This is a genomic window from Microcoleus sp. MOSTC5 (assembly GCF_036701825.1).
Taxonomy (GTDB): Bacteria; Cyanobacteriota; Cyanobacteriia; order Cyanobacteriales; family Microcoleaceae; genus Microcoleus; species Microcoleus asticus.
The window spans coordinates 41,707-57,286 of sequence record NZ_JAUBRK010000053.1; the positions used below are offsets into that span (position 1 = coordinate 41,707).

Here is a 15,580-nt window from a genome sequence, read left to right on the forward strand (position 1 = left end):
CCTACCGCTAGCTTCATAAACGTGGAATCTGCTGTATCTCCGAGTCCTACTTTCTTAGACTAAGAAATTCTGAACAACATAGTTCCCGACATTTCTACCCACACTCAAACCATTAACGTTAGCACTCATGAAATGAATGCCTCCGTAAAGGCGACTAATGCCAGATTCGTCGGCCGCTTCGCTGAAGTTCTCGTAGGTTCGCAAACTGTTGACTGTCCTGTCTCCTCTATCTGCAAAGCCAAAATCCGAACCAAACACAGAACTCATCACTGCATCTGCCGCACCGCTAAAGGTACTGTGGCCAGACGTGTACTCAGGGAACGGCGGAGTAGTTATCAGCGGAGTCCACAGGGGGTCGGCCGTCGTGTTCGGGTTGTTGTCCGTGTCAGCTTGGCGAATAGCTGTAACCGGCCGCCAAAAGTTGTACTGATACTTGGCATCCCAGCAACTAATAGCTGCATCGGCTTCGGCAATATTCAGCAGGGCAAACAAGCGGGCGTTATCTTCCAGGGAGTTACCTGCCAGGGCCGAGGCATCTTGGGCGATTTGGTTCCAGTGACCCGGAGGGGTAAACGTACCTGCGCCGTTGGCCCAGAATTTGGCGATGGCTGTTTGGTCGGGAGTCCGGGTGAGGCTGTCACTTTTGCCGATTTCTTTGACATAGTTAACTTCCTCTGCGTAGTTGGCGCTGTCAAGCGCGGGCGGGCTGGGCGGGCGGAACTGAGAACCGCTAGTCATGGCAAAGGGAGTAACTTCTGCCCACTGTGGCGCCAGCGCGGCGGCAAGGGCAGGGGGAGTCGGCACCCAACTACCTGGGTCGGTTTTGGGGGTGTACTGCACTACTTTCGCGATGCCATCTGTACTCCGCGAACTGATAATTTGGTCGGCAACTTGCTGTCCGAGGGCAATCCCGTCTTGTTTGGCTTTGCCGTCGGTAATTTTAGCTAAAGACGATGCGTATGCTTCGTCGAATGTGGCTGTTTGCGCTGGGTAGACGCTGACTAAGACGCGGTGGGCGGCTGCGGCGGTGGCAGCTTCTGCTGATGTGCCTGCTGGTGCATCTATGTTGACCCGGTAAGGGCTGTATTTTTTGCTGATGGAGTTAACAGCATCGTAAATGGCTGCGTGAACCATTGCCATGTTGCGGGAGGCGAGGGGAGGCGCGGTGTTGCCTGTCCGCACTGCATTCAGCATGACTCCGTTCCACTCAATGACAGGGTTTCCCGATAGCTGATTTGTGAAGTTGTTGCGGTCGATCGCGTTGCTGTTGACTCCGGTCAATACTGCTAAATATTCGCCCGTGAGTTTGTCTTGAATTAAGGTGCTGTTGCTGTTAGCGCCGATGCCTTGCTGGATGTTTAAATCTTCAAAGCTCAGGCCGTCTAGCAATCGAATTTTGTCATTGCCGTTGCCGAAGTCGGCGATGTAGTCGGCGACAGCTATAGTTTGACCGCCGCTGCCTTTAGCAATGGCAAATATATCATCGCCTGTGCCGCCGCTCACGGTATCGCTACCTGCGCCCGCGTAGATGATATCGTTGCCGGAATCGCCATTAATTAGGTCGCTGCCTTTGCCTCCCCAGAGGATGTCGTCGTCTGCACCGCCGGTGATAGTATCGTTGCCTCGATCGCCGCAGATTTTGTCTTTGCCTACATCGCCTTCGATATAGTCGTCTCCGCTGTTGGCATAAATTATGTCGTTGCCATCCAATCCGTTAAATCTGTCTGGTTGGGTGGTTCCTTCAAGATAGTCAAATTTAGGACTAGGGGTGAGGGATGCCATGTTTCTTTATTGGATATTTTGATTAAAGCACAAAGATTCGTAACGTCTGTAGATGCTTAGGTGTGTTTACCCCTGATTTAATAGTATTAAACTTTCTGGTTGATAAGTAAACGCCACAACCAAGCTTTATTTCATATTTAACGGGCTTTTTATGAAGTTTTGCGCTTTGAATGTGCGTAATAATACAGACATTAAAACTGCATTAGATACTGCAACGTTGGTGATTTTTTATAAAAAAACTGTTTTTTTTATATTTAAAGCAAGATAATTTTTACCAGCATAAAAGGCGCAGATTGTGTAACTGAGTAAGTATATATTGATTAAGCACTTCTCAAAGCTGCGATCGGGTCGAGTTTGGAGGCTTGGCGGGCGGGGACAACGCCGAAAAAGAGGCCGACTGCACCGGATACACTGACAGCAAGGGCGATCGCCACAGGCGAAATACCAGCTTGCAAGGGCGTGAAATTACCTACAAGCAAGATACCGCCGATACCTACGCAAGTACCGACTATCCCTCCGGCGGCGGATAAAATTACAGCTTCGACAATAAATTGAAATAAGATATCTTGTTGGGATGCGCCGATCGCCTTTCTAAGCCCGATTTCCTGAGTGCGTTCGCTGACAGACACCAGCATAATGTTCATAATCCCAATGCCGCCTACTAATAGGGAAATGCTGGCAACAGCAGTTAACATCAGTGTCAGAGCCCCAGAAATCGCACCCATTGTTGCCATTAAATCTTTTTGATTTCTCACTGTAAAGTCATCTTCGGTGGTAACTTTGTGCCGCAGTCTCAGCAAGTTTTCTACCTGAAATTGAGCCGCGTCCATTTGCAACTCATCTTTAATAGAAATATACATCGAGGTAACAGCTAAACCGTAGGGAGATTTCCGCCCGACAATGCGGTTTGCCATTGTGGCGATCGGCACTGCGGCCGAGTTATCGTAATTCGTACCAAAAGATGTCCCTTTGGGTGCCAATACTCCAATTACTTTGAGGCTGACATTTTGGATACGCACCTGTTCGCCCAAGGGATTTGTATTGCCAAAAAGTTTCTCCGCTAATTCTGAACCGAGAACCACAACTTGGTTACTTTGCTTAACATCTAGTTCTGTCAAAAACTGCCCTTTTGCCATTTCAAAGCTTCTGACTTCTAGAAATTCTGGAATCGTGCCAAAAATTAGAGCCGAAACATTTTTGTTGCTGTAGCGAACTATTTCGGAACTGTTAAGTTCTGCTGACACGCCTTGAACGGAGGGGACTTGAGTTGCGATCGCTTTAGCGTCAGGCAGTACGAGAGTTTGAGGCGCACTTGAGATCGTACTTCGCCTAGCGTTCGGTACTCCCGGCCTCACGATTAATACGTTTGTACCGAGGGATTGAACTTGTCCTGCTACAAATTTTTGAGCTCCTTCTCCAATGCCAATCATTGCAATTACTGAGGCGTTGCCGACAATCATCCCGATCATTGTTAAACTGCTGCGAATTTTGTTTGCTAGCAGGGTTTGGCCGGCCATTTTGACGCTTTCAATAAAATTCATACTTTGTTATGAGTTATTAGTTATGAGTTATTTTTATAACAGTCAACAGTCAACAGTCAACAGTCAACAATCAACAGTCAACAGTCAACAGTCAACCGTCAACAGTCAACCGTCAACAGTCAACCGTCAACAGTCAACCGTCAACAAACTAATTAAGCACTTCTCAATGCCACAATCGGGTCTAATTTAGCAGCTTGTTTTGCAGGTACTATGCCGAAAAATAAGCCGATACTGCCGGAAACACCGACGGCAAGTGCGATCGCCACTAGGGAAACACTAGCTTGCAGAGGAGTAAAAGCAGCGACTAAAAGCACGCCGCCGATACCGAATCCAGTACCGATCGCCCCACCTGCTGCTGACAAAATCACAGACTCGATCATAAACTGAATCAGGATATCTTGCTGAGAAGCTCCGATCGCCTTTCTCAATCCAATTTCTTTGGTACGTTCGGTAACAGAAACCAGCATGATATTCATAATCCCGATGCCGCCAACAAACAGCGAAATTGCCGCCACGAAAGCCAACATCAACGTCAAAGCACCAGTAATACTGCCCAAAGTATTCATTAAATCTTTCTGATTGCGAACAGTAAAATCATCCTCTTTAGTAATTTTATGACGCAATCTGAGCAAATTTTCTATTTGAAATTGCGCAGCTTGCATCATAGTTTCATCCTTGATGGCAACCGAAATAAATGTTACTTTTGTACCGTAGGGAGACGATCTGCCTACGATGCGATTTGCCATTGTTGTCAGCGGTAAATAAACGTTCATATCTTGATTGTCGCCAAAACTAGAACCTTTTGCCTGCATGACCCCAATCACTTGAAAAGTCGAGTTTTTGATGCGAATGTATTGACCAACTGCCTGTGTATTGCCAAATAATTGTTCTGCTGCTTCTGAACCTAAAGCTACTACATTTTCTTCTCTTTCTAAATCTAATTTGCTTAAAAAACGACCTTGACCAACATCAAAGCTTCTGACTGTCAGAAATTCTGGGGTAGTTCCCACAATCGAAGATGAGACATTTTTGTTGCGGTAGGTAACGAGTTGACTGTCATTGAGAGTTGGTGCGACTTCTTGGACAGAAGGAACTTGAGATGCGATCGCCTCTGCATCTTCCACTACTAAAGTTTGGGGCGGAATCACCGGGCGGCTTTGCGCTTCAGGACTTCCGGGAATAATAAATAGCAAGTTTGAACCCAGAGAGTTAACTTGTCCCTCGATAAATGTTTGAGCTCCTTCCCCGATACCGATCATCGAAATGACCGAAGCATTGCCGATGATAATTCCTAACATCGTCAAGGTGCTGCGAAGCTTGTTGGCCATCAAAGTTGTGACAGCCATTTTGACGCTTTCAACAATATCCATAATTCGATTTTAGATTTTAGATTTTAGATTTTAGATTAGGGAATTGGGATTATTGGTCTCAACTTAATATTTAAACCCATAATAAATCTCGCTTGTAGTCAAGTCTCGATCCCCCTAAATCCCCCTTAATAAGGGGGACTTTGAATACTCTTGTCCCCCCCTTATTAAGGGGGGTTAGGGGGGATCTCCGGCTTTGAAAACACCCTAGAGCGATCGACATCAATAATGCCCCATGCCCTATGCCCTATGCCCTATTTCTGATTCTTGATAATATCCTCCAGCTTTTTACCTTGAGGAAGTTCGGTAAAAACGCGATCGCCCGCTTTTGCACCCTCTAAAATCTGAATCTTGTTGCCAATAGTCGATCCAACCGTAACAGGCTTAAACTTCGGCTGTTGTTTCTCATCAGGAACTAGCACACCCGTTTGACCTTTATTAGTGACAATTGCCACCGTAGGGACAACTAAAGCATTGCTCAGCTTTTGACCGACAAATCTCAAATCTACATTCATCCCCGATTGCAGCGACTCTTTGCCCGTATCAATGGCAACTCGCACTTGAAATAGCGTCACATCCCGTTCCTTAACAGCTTCCGGCGCAATTAACTTAACGCGGCCTTTAAACACTTTATCTGGATAAGCATCGGCGACTATTTCAACTTCTTGACCCGGTTTAATTTGACTGATATCAGCCTCCGGGACTTTCGCCAAAACTTCCACATCTCTAGCTAAAGCGACAATCGATGTCGAAGTTGCCGAAGTAGCTTCCGATGCCGAAGTTGCGGGAGTTACAAAAGCTCCTTGGATGGCGTATCTTTGGGTAATAATTCCAGCAAAAGGAGCGCGAACTTTCGTATCTTCTAACTGCACTTCTTGAAAGCGGACTTGAGCTTGAGCTTCGGCTAATTCAGCTTGAGCTTGAGCTATTTCTTCCGGGCGAGAACCGTTTTCTTGTGCGGTCAATTGGCTTCTAGCTTCAGCAACTGCTGCTTCGGCTTTGGCGATTTCTTCTGGACGGTTGCCGTTTTCTACTTGCGCTAATTTGCTTTTAGCTTCGGCAACTTCTGCTTCGGCTTTGGCAATTTCTTCCGATCGCGTGCCGTTTTGCAATTGGTTCAATGCTTGCTGCTCGACTTGCACAGCAGCTTGCAGTTGCTGAATTTGCGACAGCCGATTTTCTTGCAGTTGTTGCAGGCGTCTTTGGGATTCTATTAATTTAGCTTGGGCAGTGCGATTTTCTTTGATAAGTTCATCGAGTTTATCTTTAGCCAGAGCACCTTCTTCCACTAGCGGGCGATTGCGTTCCACCCGTTGAGCGGTTAGTTCGGCTTGGGCTTTACTCGAGTCAATTTGCGTTTGTGCTTGGGCTATTTCTTGTTTGACACTGCCGGTTTGAGCATCTGCTAAACGAGCTTGAGCTTGGGCTAAACGAGCTCGCGCTTGGCTGACTTCTTCCACGCGGCTGCCGGCTCGCAGTCGCTGCAAGCCTGCTTGAGTTTGCTGCAAGCGAGCTCTGGCTCCTGCAACTTCTTCAACGCGGCTGCCGGCTTGGAGTTGCGCGAGACTGGCCTCGGCTTGATCTAAGCGCGCTCGGGCGCTGGCGATGTCTTCCGATCGATTCCCGGCTTCGATTTGGGCGAGTTTGGCTCGCGCGCTGGCTTCGCGGGCTTTAGCTTGAGCTAGTTGAGCTTCTACATCGCGGCTTTCCATGCGGGCAACGATTTGTCCTGCTTCGACTTTATCGCCCTGTTCTACAAACAATTCTGCTATGCGCCCCGAGCCTTTGGGGCTGAGATTCACGCGCTGTACCGGCTGCACCGTCCCGCTGGACGTGATCCGCACCGTGAGGTTTTGCGCTTCCACCGGCACTGTCATAGTGGCGATCGCATCTACTTTGGGCTGCGATCGACTTTTTGCTACATATATAGTGGTCGGTACAGCTAGCAACCCGGCTGCAACCAACCCAATCGCCCACCGCTGCGGTTTGCGCGCGGGTTTCTTTGGAGACTGCTTTTGGGCGGTTTTTTTATCTGCAATTTTGGTCTCTGCGGCCTTGGTGTCTACAGTCTGAGTATCTTCCACCTTGACCTGAGCAGTTTCCTTTTTAGGGCTAACGATCATACCGACTCACCTAATTTAATCTCAGGATTACCTTAAAGGTAAAATTTTTGCTGATGCTTGGCATCGTCTTTCAGACTCATCCGATCGGGTGAACTTAAAAAAGTTCCCCAACCAGCACCTGTAAACAATTATAGCTAATCTTTGCAACTTGTTAAATAATGTTAAGTTTTTTCAGCTAAAAGAGGTGGGTCTAAACAGAATCACTCCTGGCTGCTGGCAAATAAAAATATATTTTAGTAAATAATATCATTTTTGGGATCTAGAAGCGCGCTCCTCACCAGCGACAAAGGCGGATCGGACAGCGGGCGATCGACCGTCATTAGGTCATTGCGAACTCGCGTTAGCGATCGCAGCGGACTCTGCCAGTGCTAAGCTCATAATGGCACAATATTAAGACGCTTACTCTCATAAACCCGGCTTCTGCGAAAAATAACAGGTTTGCCCGCTAAGAATCCGCGCAGAAACCCGGTTTCCCAGGTAGCGGTGCGTAAATCCTGAATCCATATCCGCCCTGTGACCACAACAGGTTAAAATATTTTTCAAATCCGTTAAAAATGGAAAATCAAAACAATGAATCGTCCTCAAAGCGTTACAGTTTTGGCAATTTTGCAGCTAATTAGCGGCGTATTCAGCCTCCTTGACGGCTTGTTCATCTTACTTTTTGCCGGCCTTTTTGGCGGTCTCGGTGCGGCAGTCGGCGGGGCGAAAGTTGGCACTGTAATCGGCAGCTTCATTGCAATTTTTGCGGCGCTCAGTTTTATTTTAGGCCTCCTCTCCTTACTCTTAGCTTGGGGTTTGTTTCAACTCAAAAAATGGGCTTGGACAGGAACCTTAATTGTCCACATCATCGCCACCATCGCGCAAATTGTCAAAATGTTGGGTAGCGGCGGTACAGCAGTCAATTTTTTAACTTTGGGTTTTGCAGCGGCTAGCATTTACTACCTATTGCGGCCGGATGTTAAACAAGCATTTCGTGTCTGATTTCCTTTTCATTAACGGTACTGAATTCTCGGATCGAAAAAAGCATAGGAAATATCAACCGCCAGATTAATCAGTACAAAAGTTACAGCCACAAAAATTACTCCTCCTTGGACAATTGGGTAATCCCGCGTCAGAATACCAGTGTAAATCCAAGAACCAATTCCCGGCCACGAGAAAATCGTTTCAGTCAGAATAGCGCCACCTAAAAGAGTGCCGAACTGCAAACCGATAGTTGTAACGATCGGCAAAAACGCATTTTTCAAAGCGTGTTTCAAAATCACCCAATATTCCGGCAATCCTTTCGCCCTCGCAGTGCGGATGTAATCTTGAGAAAGCACTTCCAGCATCGCAGAACGAGTGATGCGAGCGATAATAGCCAGAGGAATAGTTCCTAAAGTCAAAGCTGGAAGGATTAAATGGGCGATCGCATCCCGTAAAGCAACAAAATCCCACCTCAGCAAAGAATCCAAAACATAAACACCCGTAATCGACTTAAAACCGAATCCCAAATCTACACTAATCCGCCCGCTTGGAGGCAGCCATTTCAGATAAACAGCAAACAAATAAATCAACATCAATCCCAACCAATACACCGGCAAAGATACGCCAATTAACGAACCACTCATCGCAAAATTGTCCAGCCAGCTATTTTTCCGAACAGCAGCCAAAATCCCCGCCGGAATTCCGATAATAAGTGCCACCAACATCGCCACCACAGACAATTCAAAAGTAGCAGGCCAGCGACTTCTAATTTCATCAATTATCGGGATACCGCTAATAATGCTATTTCCCAAATCAAAGCGGAGCAAACTCCATAAAAAAGCCAAATATTGCAAAGGTAAAGGCTGATTCAAACCTAATCTCGCTCTCAATATTTCCACCTGTTCGGGAGTTCCCCGTTCTCCCAAAAGCACTGTAGCTGGATCTCCCGGTATCAAATGCAAAAATATAAATACGAGCAGAGTGATTCCGAAAAGGACTGGCAAGAGTCCCAGCAAACGTTTAACAATATATTGAAACATCAGTTGATCTCATTCACCTTGCAAATTTGCCAAAATTCGATCGACCGTTTCTTCTACCGTTAGATTGGTTGAATCCAGCCAGTAGCCAAGGCGAGGAGTTTCGGTACGGAGAATGCGATCGAAGGCATAAACCATTGTTTCGTTGGCATATCCGGTTTTCGTTCTTGCTGCATCCCGTGCCGCTACAACTTCTGCCTTGGGACACAGAACGATCGCGGACAACGGCACATCGTGGAAAGTGGCAAGTACCTCAGCCAGTGCCGAACCAATGATGATGTCTTGATAAACGACCGTAAAACCAGCCTGGAGATAGTGTCGCGCTGCCATTGCTGCCAGGTGATACCGCAGTTGAAGCTGCTGATATGCCTCTGCTGACAAATTTAACGCCATTTCCGCCTGTCCGTTCACAATCATGCGACGAAAGATATCGCCGCGAAGGTGGACACTTTTGGGCAACCGTTCGGCAAGTGATTGGGCGACACTTGATTTTCCGGCAGCCATGTTCCCAGTAATCAAAATAATTTGTGGCTGATGATTTGCAGGTTGCTGATTGCTCTCCATACTGTTTGTTAAGTTAAATTCATGTAAAGTATGATAACCCCGGAGAGGTGTCTCGATCTAAACTCTCAATTTTTGCTTATTTCCTCAAAAGACTCCGACCCCAAAGGACTCGGAATCCAACCTTGAATATTCTTGCGTTTCCCTAAAAGCGGCTGCGAATGTACGATCGGCAAACGCACAGCTTCCCCATGCAAAATCTCGCTAACTTCCGCATAAATTTTCGCCCTAGTTGCTTTATCCCCACTCGCCCTCCCCCGATCCAAAAGTTCCAGAACTTTCGGATTTTTCCAATTTCCCAAATCGCCCGTGGAACCAGGCCCGAAGTGAGGATAATAAAAATTGTCTGGATCGCCGTAATCTCCAATCCAACCCATCATAAAAGCTTGAAAGCCCGGAGGTTTTAGCCGATCGGCTAAATAAGCAGACCAATCCTTTGTCAGCAATTTGACCCGAATCCCGATCGCGCTCAAATCCGCCGCAAAAGCCTCAGCAATCGGCTTCGGCGTGGGAAAATAGGGACGGCTGACGGGCATATACCACAAATCCAAATCAAAACCGTTCGGATAACCGGCTTTGGCGAGCATTGCTTTAGCTTGCTGCGGGTTAAATTCATAATCTTTAACTCGATCGGACTCTGCCCAATTCAGCGCAGGCGGGATAAATTCCGAGTCGTGTTTTCCGAGTTCTCCCCAGAAAGCTTGGACTATTGCTGGCTTGTTAATTGTTTGGGCGATCGCCCGCCTCACTTCCGGTTTTGATAAAGGTTCGTAACTGGGATTTAAGGCTAAATAACCGACATTAAAAGAAGGTCGTACAACTGTTTCTAAATTAGTATCTGCTTGAACCTCTTTCAATTGATCCGGGGTTAAATCCACAGTAAAATCAAGTTGACCCGCTCTCAATTGAGCCAATCTCGCCGCCGGATCGTCAACAAAACGAATTACCAATTGATTGGCTTTTGGCGTGCCATTTTTCCAATAATTAGGATTTTTATCCAAAACAATGCGCTCGCCCGATCGCCATTCCTTAAACACAAAAGGCCCCGTACCCACCGCCAACGACCCCGGAGTGCCGTATTTAGCACCCGCTTTTTTCACCGCCGCCGGACTCGCCATCCCGAAATAACCAGACCCAATCGCCGAGGGAAAAGCAGCAAAAGGTTGATTTAAAACAAACTTAATTGTAGACTTATCAACAACTGCCACATCTTTTACCAGGGAAGTTTTATCTCCCTTAAAGCCACCAAAAAAATCTTTCCAAATTTGATAAGTCTTGCCCGATTCTCGATAACCGTTAGGATTTTTCGCATCCCACCAGCGATCCACATTAAACTTAACAGCTTCCGCATCAAATTTTGTGCCGTCGTGAAACTTTACCCCGGAGCGCAATTTAAAAGTCCAAGTTTTGCTATCTGTAGAACTTGACCATTCAGTAGCGAGACTCGGCTCAAGTTCCACAGTTCCCGGTTTGAAATCAGTCAAGCGATTGTAAATTTGGTCAATAACAATCACCGAATTGCCATCCGTAATATTTCCCGGTTCCAGATTGACCGGCTGCCCACCCGCACCGTAGACTAAAGCTCCCGGTGGTACTGCGGCAGGAGTTGTCGGAGTTGGAGAATTATTGCTAACGGTGTTTGAGGTAGTGCTGCAATTTGAGAGAATTACAGCCATCCCAAAAACTAAACCTAATAAAACTAAACGCCAGGATTTTAACAATCTCATCTCAATAGCTCCTGTTTAATACTAAATTGTACTCATGTAATAATAAAATGGTAATTCTCCCCGGCTCTTCCCTCTGCGAACTCTGCGCTCTCTGCGGTTAATTTAATAAATTCTATCAGGACTTACGCAACTGTCACAAGCACTAGCGGCTAAGTCACAGCATCCGCCCAAAAACAAGACCCTAAACATAGTGAGGAATAGAACAGGCCAACTCCAGTTCTATCTTAACTATTTCAGAACCTATCAAGTAGCTTTTTCTCCAAAAAACTTTAGCCGTTTCAACCACTTCTGCCAGTATTCCAGCAATTGTTCGCGTTCCAACACAAATATTTCCGCATCTTCATTGGGAAGAGCCACAACAATCAAAGCATTAACAATTTTATTACCAAACAGAGTCTCACCATAGCATCGATTAATTGCCCCACCATAAGCAACTAACTGTAAAGGCTTGTCGTAGAGTTTTTCTACTCGCAGTTTAGGTTCTTCAGCAGTCGTCCACTCAATAGTGCATGGAACACCTTGATAACGGGCAACTAAATCAACTTTTCCGGCGTATCCTTCCACATAATTTGGCACAACTATCTCGACCAACTGGATATCGCTAAGTTTCTCCAGTACAGGCTGAACGCTATAACAATAGGGCTGAATTAGGCTGGAAGCAGTGGGAGATAAGCCTTGCAAATAATCCTTAACCCACTGATGCAATAGTTCTCCCCGGCGACGGCTGGTTACAGCAATGCGATTTGCTTCTGTGTTCCCTACTTTCTTGCGCCAATTAGAAAGAGCAGCTACAGACTCAAGCGGCTGTGTAGCCTTAAGTATCGTGGTAACTGCTGGTAGCAAAATTCCATTTTCATCTTGGTAGTCAAACCGTCCATTAGCCCTGGTTCTTTTCACGATCAGAATATCCCAAAAATTGCTAAATTCAATTTCGCAATTTAGCTTTGGAGATATCTCTCACGTTGAGGCTGACTTAGACTGACTTAGGAATGAAAATTTAATAACTTCACTATCTACTCAATTGTCGGAACAGCACGGTAATTCCATTTTGGCAAATATTCATCAAAAATAATTTTCATGGTCTCCTTAAATCCCTCAGCTACTTTTCGACCAGTTTTATAAACTTTATCGAGTACATTTACTACCACAGAAAGTCCAGTTTTTGTGTGGGTTTTTTCCAGAAGTTCTTTGACCAACTCAATGCTGGTAAAAATCACTCCTTGACAAGCTCTCGTTACATGAGGAAATAAGCGATGCTCAATTGGATTGTACTTGGATGTATAGGGAGGGTAATGTGCTATTCTAATTTCTATATTTAGCTCATTAACTAATTTTTGTAAGTCCGATTTAAAGATATAATGATTGGAATTATTACTACCACCTCCATCACATTTAATCAAAATTGAATGGGCTTGAGGGTAGAGAAAGATTCCGTAATTTATCCACCATGATTTAATTGCTTCACAAGCAAATTCACTCGTATCTTTACTAATACCTAGGGTTAGATACCCTCGGTTATTTTGCACATCATAAATTCCATGAGGCACTATTTTGCCATCAGCCAAACTGAAAAAGTCATGGTCAAGTGTGGTAACGGTTTCGGTAGTATACAAAGTTCCTGAGCGATATAAATTTCCAATAAATTCCTTTTTTTTGGTATCCATACGGTCGGATAGGATTTCCCTGTAATTCATACTCTTCAGTAATTTTGGCAAGATTTTTAAATTGTTCGTTACGATTCTTTGTTATTCCTGTTGTTTGTTTTTTTTGAGCTTGACGTTTTACATATCCGTGCTTTTTTAATAATTTTTGAACAACCGTTACGCTGACTGTTATGCCATGAACTTTCAGACCTTCAACTATTTCTTGTTGAGTGAGATTAGTCCATTTAATTTTCTCATCCATTGGGCTGCCTGCTGTATACATTTTTAAGACTTCTAAAAAAGTTTCATTCAAACCAGGTATGAGAGACTCGCTAGTTTTTCTTCCTCCTCCTTTTCGACGAATTCTGTGTTGATTAAAAGTAGTGTCTGATTCACTTTTTAATTCTTTAATGCCTTTGGCTATTGTATTTCTGTCTGCTGCCAAAATTCGGGATATGTAACTAATTCCACCATCCCCAATTTTTAGGGCTTCTATTGCTGCATATCTTCGTCGATCTTTTTCGGACAAAGATTGATAAAGTTTCCGCATCTGAGCAGTAATTTCAGAGGAGTAATACATAAATTTACCAACAAGAAAATGACTGAGACCAACCCACCAATTATTAGCAAAAGAAACAAGGTGAACATCGACTAAGTAGAACTTTTGACCATAAAAATGAAATGTCAAGTACATTGATATTCACTCATTTGTTTATTCTACCTTGCTTGTGTTATTAAATTTTCATTCCTTAGGCTGACATATATACAATCTTCAGTTTCAGCCTGCTATTGAATAGCATTTTTGCTCCACAATAAGTAATATAAGAGCAGCCCTAACTGTGATTGAAGGCTAGATAGAAGATACTGAGTTCGTGGTCAGGTAATAGAGAGGTTAGTCAATGTCAATGCCGCGTGACTTTTTAATTGAGATGGCTCGTAAGTATGCGCTTTCGCCAGAGCAAAAGGATGCTTTTGTAATCTGGTTTAGCAGTAACAAGACAGAGTTAGATATAGCAACTGAACTCCATATCAGCAACAGTGCGTTTACCAATCGCATGAGCCACGTTTACAAAAAGTTCAGTATCAACGGTAAAGGCTCAGGTAAATATGGTCGCTTGCTCAATTTTCTGACTGCTGAATATCGTAAATGCAAGGCTTCGGACTCTCCAACTTCTAACCTGTCAGAGGATGAGTTAAATGACTTGGTGCAAGAGGTGCGCCAGAATTGTCGCGAGATGATTCATGACCAGTGCGGTACAATGCGATCGCTCACCATGTCGCAACCCATTGACGTAAGTGACCTCTACACCAACGTCAATATTCTGGAAAAAATTACCAGTCATCGGCGGCGCGAAATTGATGAACTTCGACAAGACTTTGACCCGAAAAACTTCGATCGCTTTGGACTTGGCCAAGTAACTGAGACAATACCAGGACTAGAAGCGGTTGAGAAATACTCAAAATTGATGGTGCTGGGTAAGCCAGGATCAGGAAAAACCACATTTGTGAAGCATTTAGCAATCCAGTGCGATCGAGGTAAATTTCAATCTGATCGCCTTCCTATTTTTATCACGCTCAAGCAGTTTGCAGAAACAGAAGGAAAACCTAGCTTACTGGAATACATCACCCAGATACTTTCTGATTGTGATGTCTCGGATGAACAAATAGCTGTTCTTCTATTGAAGCACGGTAAAACAATGGTTTTACTGGATGGTTTGGATGAAGTAAAAGATGAATATAACAACCGTGTCATCAAGCAAGTTCGCGATTTTTCTGACAAGTTTCGCACCAATCGGTTAGTAATAACTTGCCGGCTTGCAGCAAAAGATTATACTTTTGAGAAGTTTACAGAGGTTGAAGTCGCAGATTTTGATGACGAGCAGATTGATACCTTTGCCCGAAAATGGTTTCAAGCTAAGGAATCAGCGAAAGCAGAGGAATTTATTCAACAGCTTAGGAAAAACAACCGGATTCGAGAACTGGCAACAAATCCGTTACTGCTAACGCTGTTATGTTTGGTGTTTGAAGAATCAGCCAAATTTCCCGGCTTACGTTCAGAACTTTATGAAGAAGGAGTAGATATCCTGCTGAAACGATGGGATGAAACGCGAAACATAGAGCGAGACCAGATTTATAAAAATTTATCATTGCAGCACAAGAAAGATTTACTCAGTCAAATTGCCCTAACTACCTTTGAGCGGGGAGACTATTTCTTTAAACAGAAACAGCTAGAACAGTACATTTCTGATTACATCCGCAATCGGCCCGATGCTCAAAACGACCCGGAGGCGTTGCAACTGGATAGTGAGACGGTTTTGAAGTCCATTGAGGCGCAACATGGATTATTGGTGGAACGGGCGCAGAAAATCTACTCTTTTTCTCATTTGACATTTCAAGAGTATTTCACAGCGAAAAAGTTTGTTAAGCGTGCAGATTGGCAAAAATTGGTCAGCCATATTACTGAGTACCGATGGCGCGAAGTATTTTTCCTTGCTGCAAATTTGTTGCACCCTGCTGATGACCTAATGCTGTTAATCAAACACAAGATTGACAAACTTGTAGCTACAGATAATAAAGTCCAAGCACTCCTAAGTTCACTCTACCATAAATCTATTTCAATTAACCTTGGTCACAAATCTGCAACTATTCGAGGCTTTTACCTTGATATTATTTTTAATTTTCATGAATTGGCAAGTCAGTTCCTTAATTCTTATCCCAAGGAAGACTTCTTATTTAGCATTGTTAGTATGGATAATATAGCAGGGTAAGCTCATCTAATTTGGTATAAATTGTACTTGACAAAAAACCGCCAATAGACTTTCTATCTGTGAACAGA

General features: G+C 44.6%; 12 protein-coding genes. 2 read left to right on the forward strand and 10 right to left on the reverse strand.

Going from position 1 to position 15,580, the window contains the following annotated elements:
• Nucleotides 1–54: 54 nt before the first annotated feature.
• The 4 genes from QUA54_RS25080 to QUA54_RS25095 all read right to left on the reverse strand — a co-directional run bounded on the left by QUA54_RS25080 (nt 55) and on the right by QUA54_RS25095 (nt 6,813).
• Entirely contained in the window at nt 55–1,782 is a 1,728-nt protein-coding gene (locus QUA54_RS25080; protein ID WP_333416764.1) for a chemotaxis protein CheB, read from the reverse strand.
• 320 nt (nt 1,783–2,102) lie between these two features.
• A complete protein-coding gene (locus QUA54_RS25085; protein ID WP_172191107.1) occupies nt 2,103–3,323 on the reverse strand; it encodes an ABC transporter permease in 1,221 nt (406 codons plus the stop codon).
• A 152-nt stretch (nt 3,324–3,475) separates the two neighbouring features.
• Entirely contained in the window at nt 3,476–4,693 is a 1,218-nt protein-coding gene (locus QUA54_RS25090; RefSeq protein ID WP_333416765.1) for an ABC transporter permease, read from the reverse strand.
• Nucleotides 4,694–4,944: 251 nt separating this feature from the next.
• Entirely contained in the window at nt 4,945–6,813 is a 1,869-nt protein-coding gene (locus QUA54_RS25095) for an efflux RND transporter periplasmic adaptor subunit (protein WP_333416766.1), read from the reverse strand.
• Between the two features lie 570 nt (nt 6,814–7,383).
• Between QUA54_RS25095 and QUA54_RS25100 the strand changes: the two genes are divergently transcribed.
• Complete coding sequence (locus QUA54_RS25100; RefSeq protein WP_172191115.1) at nt 7,384–7,794, forward strand: hypothetical protein; 411 nt, start codon at nt 7,384–7,386, stop codon at nt 7,792–7,794.
• A gap of 11 nt (nt 7,795–7,805) precedes the next feature.
• Here QUA54_RS25100 and QUA54_RS25105 read toward each other — a convergent pair whose 3' ends face one another.
• From QUA54_RS25105 to QUA54_RS25130, 6 genes are all read right to left on the reverse strand, one after another.
• Entirely contained in the window at nt 7,806–8,816 is a 1,011-nt protein-coding gene (locus QUA54_RS25105; RefSeq protein WP_333193258.1) for an ABC transporter permease, read from the reverse strand.
• Between the two features lie 9 nt (nt 8,817–8,825).
• Nucleotides 8,826–9,377, reverse strand: coding sequence for an AAA family ATPase (locus tag QUA54_RS25110; protein WP_333204096.1), 552 nt, complete (start codon nt 9,375–9,377; stop codon nt 8,826–8,828).
• Nucleotides 9,378–9,442: 65 nt separating this feature from the next.
• A complete protein-coding gene (locus QUA54_RS25115; protein WP_333416767.1) occupies nt 9,443–11,101 on the reverse strand; it encodes an ABC transporter substrate-binding protein in 1,659 nt (552 codons plus the stop codon).
• Between the two features lie 243 nt (nt 11,102–11,344).
• On the reverse strand, nt 11,345–11,998 hold the full coding sequence (locus QUA54_RS25120; RefSeq protein ID WP_333416768.1) for a hypothetical protein: 654 nt from the start codon (nt 11,996–11,998) through the stop codon (nt 11,345–11,347).
• Between the two features lie 116 nt (nt 11,999–12,114).
• Nucleotides 12,115–12,765 (reverse strand): ISAzo13 family transposase, encoded by a 651-nt coding sequence (locus QUA54_RS25125; protein WP_333416769.1) that lies wholly within the window; start codon nt 12,763–12,765, stop codon nt 12,115–12,117.
• On the reverse strand, nt 12,683–13,438 hold the full coding sequence (locus QUA54_RS25130; RefSeq protein WP_333416770.1) for an ISAzo13-like element transposase-related protein: 756 nt from the start codon (nt 13,436–13,438) through the stop codon (nt 12,683–12,685). The genes QUA54_RS25125 and QUA54_RS25130 overlap by 83 nt, the downstream gene beginning before the upstream one ends.
• 205 nt (nt 13,439–13,643) lie before the next feature.
• Between QUA54_RS25130 and QUA54_RS25135 the strand changes: the two genes are divergently transcribed.
• A complete protein-coding gene (locus QUA54_RS25135) occupies nt 13,644–15,512 on the forward strand; it encodes an NACHT domain-containing NTPase (protein ID WP_333416771.1) in 1,869 nt (622 codons plus the stop codon).
• Nucleotides 15,513–15,580 lie beyond the last annotated feature (68 nt).

Coding starts and splice junctions, on each gene's coding strand:
- QUA54_RS25105 (WP_333193258.1), bottom strand. CDS start 8,816: ATGTTTCAATATATTGTTAAACGTTTGCTGGGACTCTTGCCAGTCCTT.
- QUA54_RS25090 (WP_333416765.1), bottom strand. CDS start 4,693: ATGGATATTGTTGAAAGCGTCAAAATGGCTGTCACAACTTTGATGGCC.
- QUA54_RS25110 (WP_333204096.1), bottom strand. CDS start 9,377: ATGGAGAGCAATCAGCAACCTGCAAATCATCAGCCACAAATTATTTTG.
- QUA54_RS25125 (WP_333416769.1), bottom strand. CDS start 12,765: ATGGATACCAAAAAAAAGGAATTTATTGGAAATTTATATCGCTCAGGA.
- QUA54_RS25130 (WP_333416770.1), bottom strand. CDS start 13,438: ATGTACTTGACATTTCATTTTTATGGTCAAAAGTTCTACTTAGTCGAT.
- QUA54_RS25085 (WP_172191107.1), bottom strand. CDS start 3,323: ATGAATTTTATTGAAAGCGTCAAAATGGCCGGCCAAACCCTGCTAGCA.
- QUA54_RS25115 (WP_333416767.1), bottom strand. CDS start 11,101: ATGAGATTGTTAAAATCCTGGCGTTTAGTTTTATTAGGTTTAGTTTTT.
- QUA54_RS25100 (WP_172191115.1), top strand. CDS start 7,384: ATGAATCGTCCTCAAAGCGTTACAGTTTTGGCAATTTTGCAGCTAATT.
- QUA54_RS25135 (WP_333416771.1), top strand. CDS start 13,644: ATGTCAATGCCGCGTGACTTTTTAATTGAGATGGCTCGTAAGTATGCG.
- QUA54_RS25095 (WP_333416766.1), bottom strand. CDS start 6,813: ATGATCGTTAGCCCTAAAAAGGAAACTGCTCAGGTCAAGGTGGAAGAT.
- QUA54_RS25080 (WP_333416764.1), bottom strand. CDS start 1,782: ATGGCATCCCTCACCCCTAGTCCTAAATTTGACTATCTTGAAGGAACC.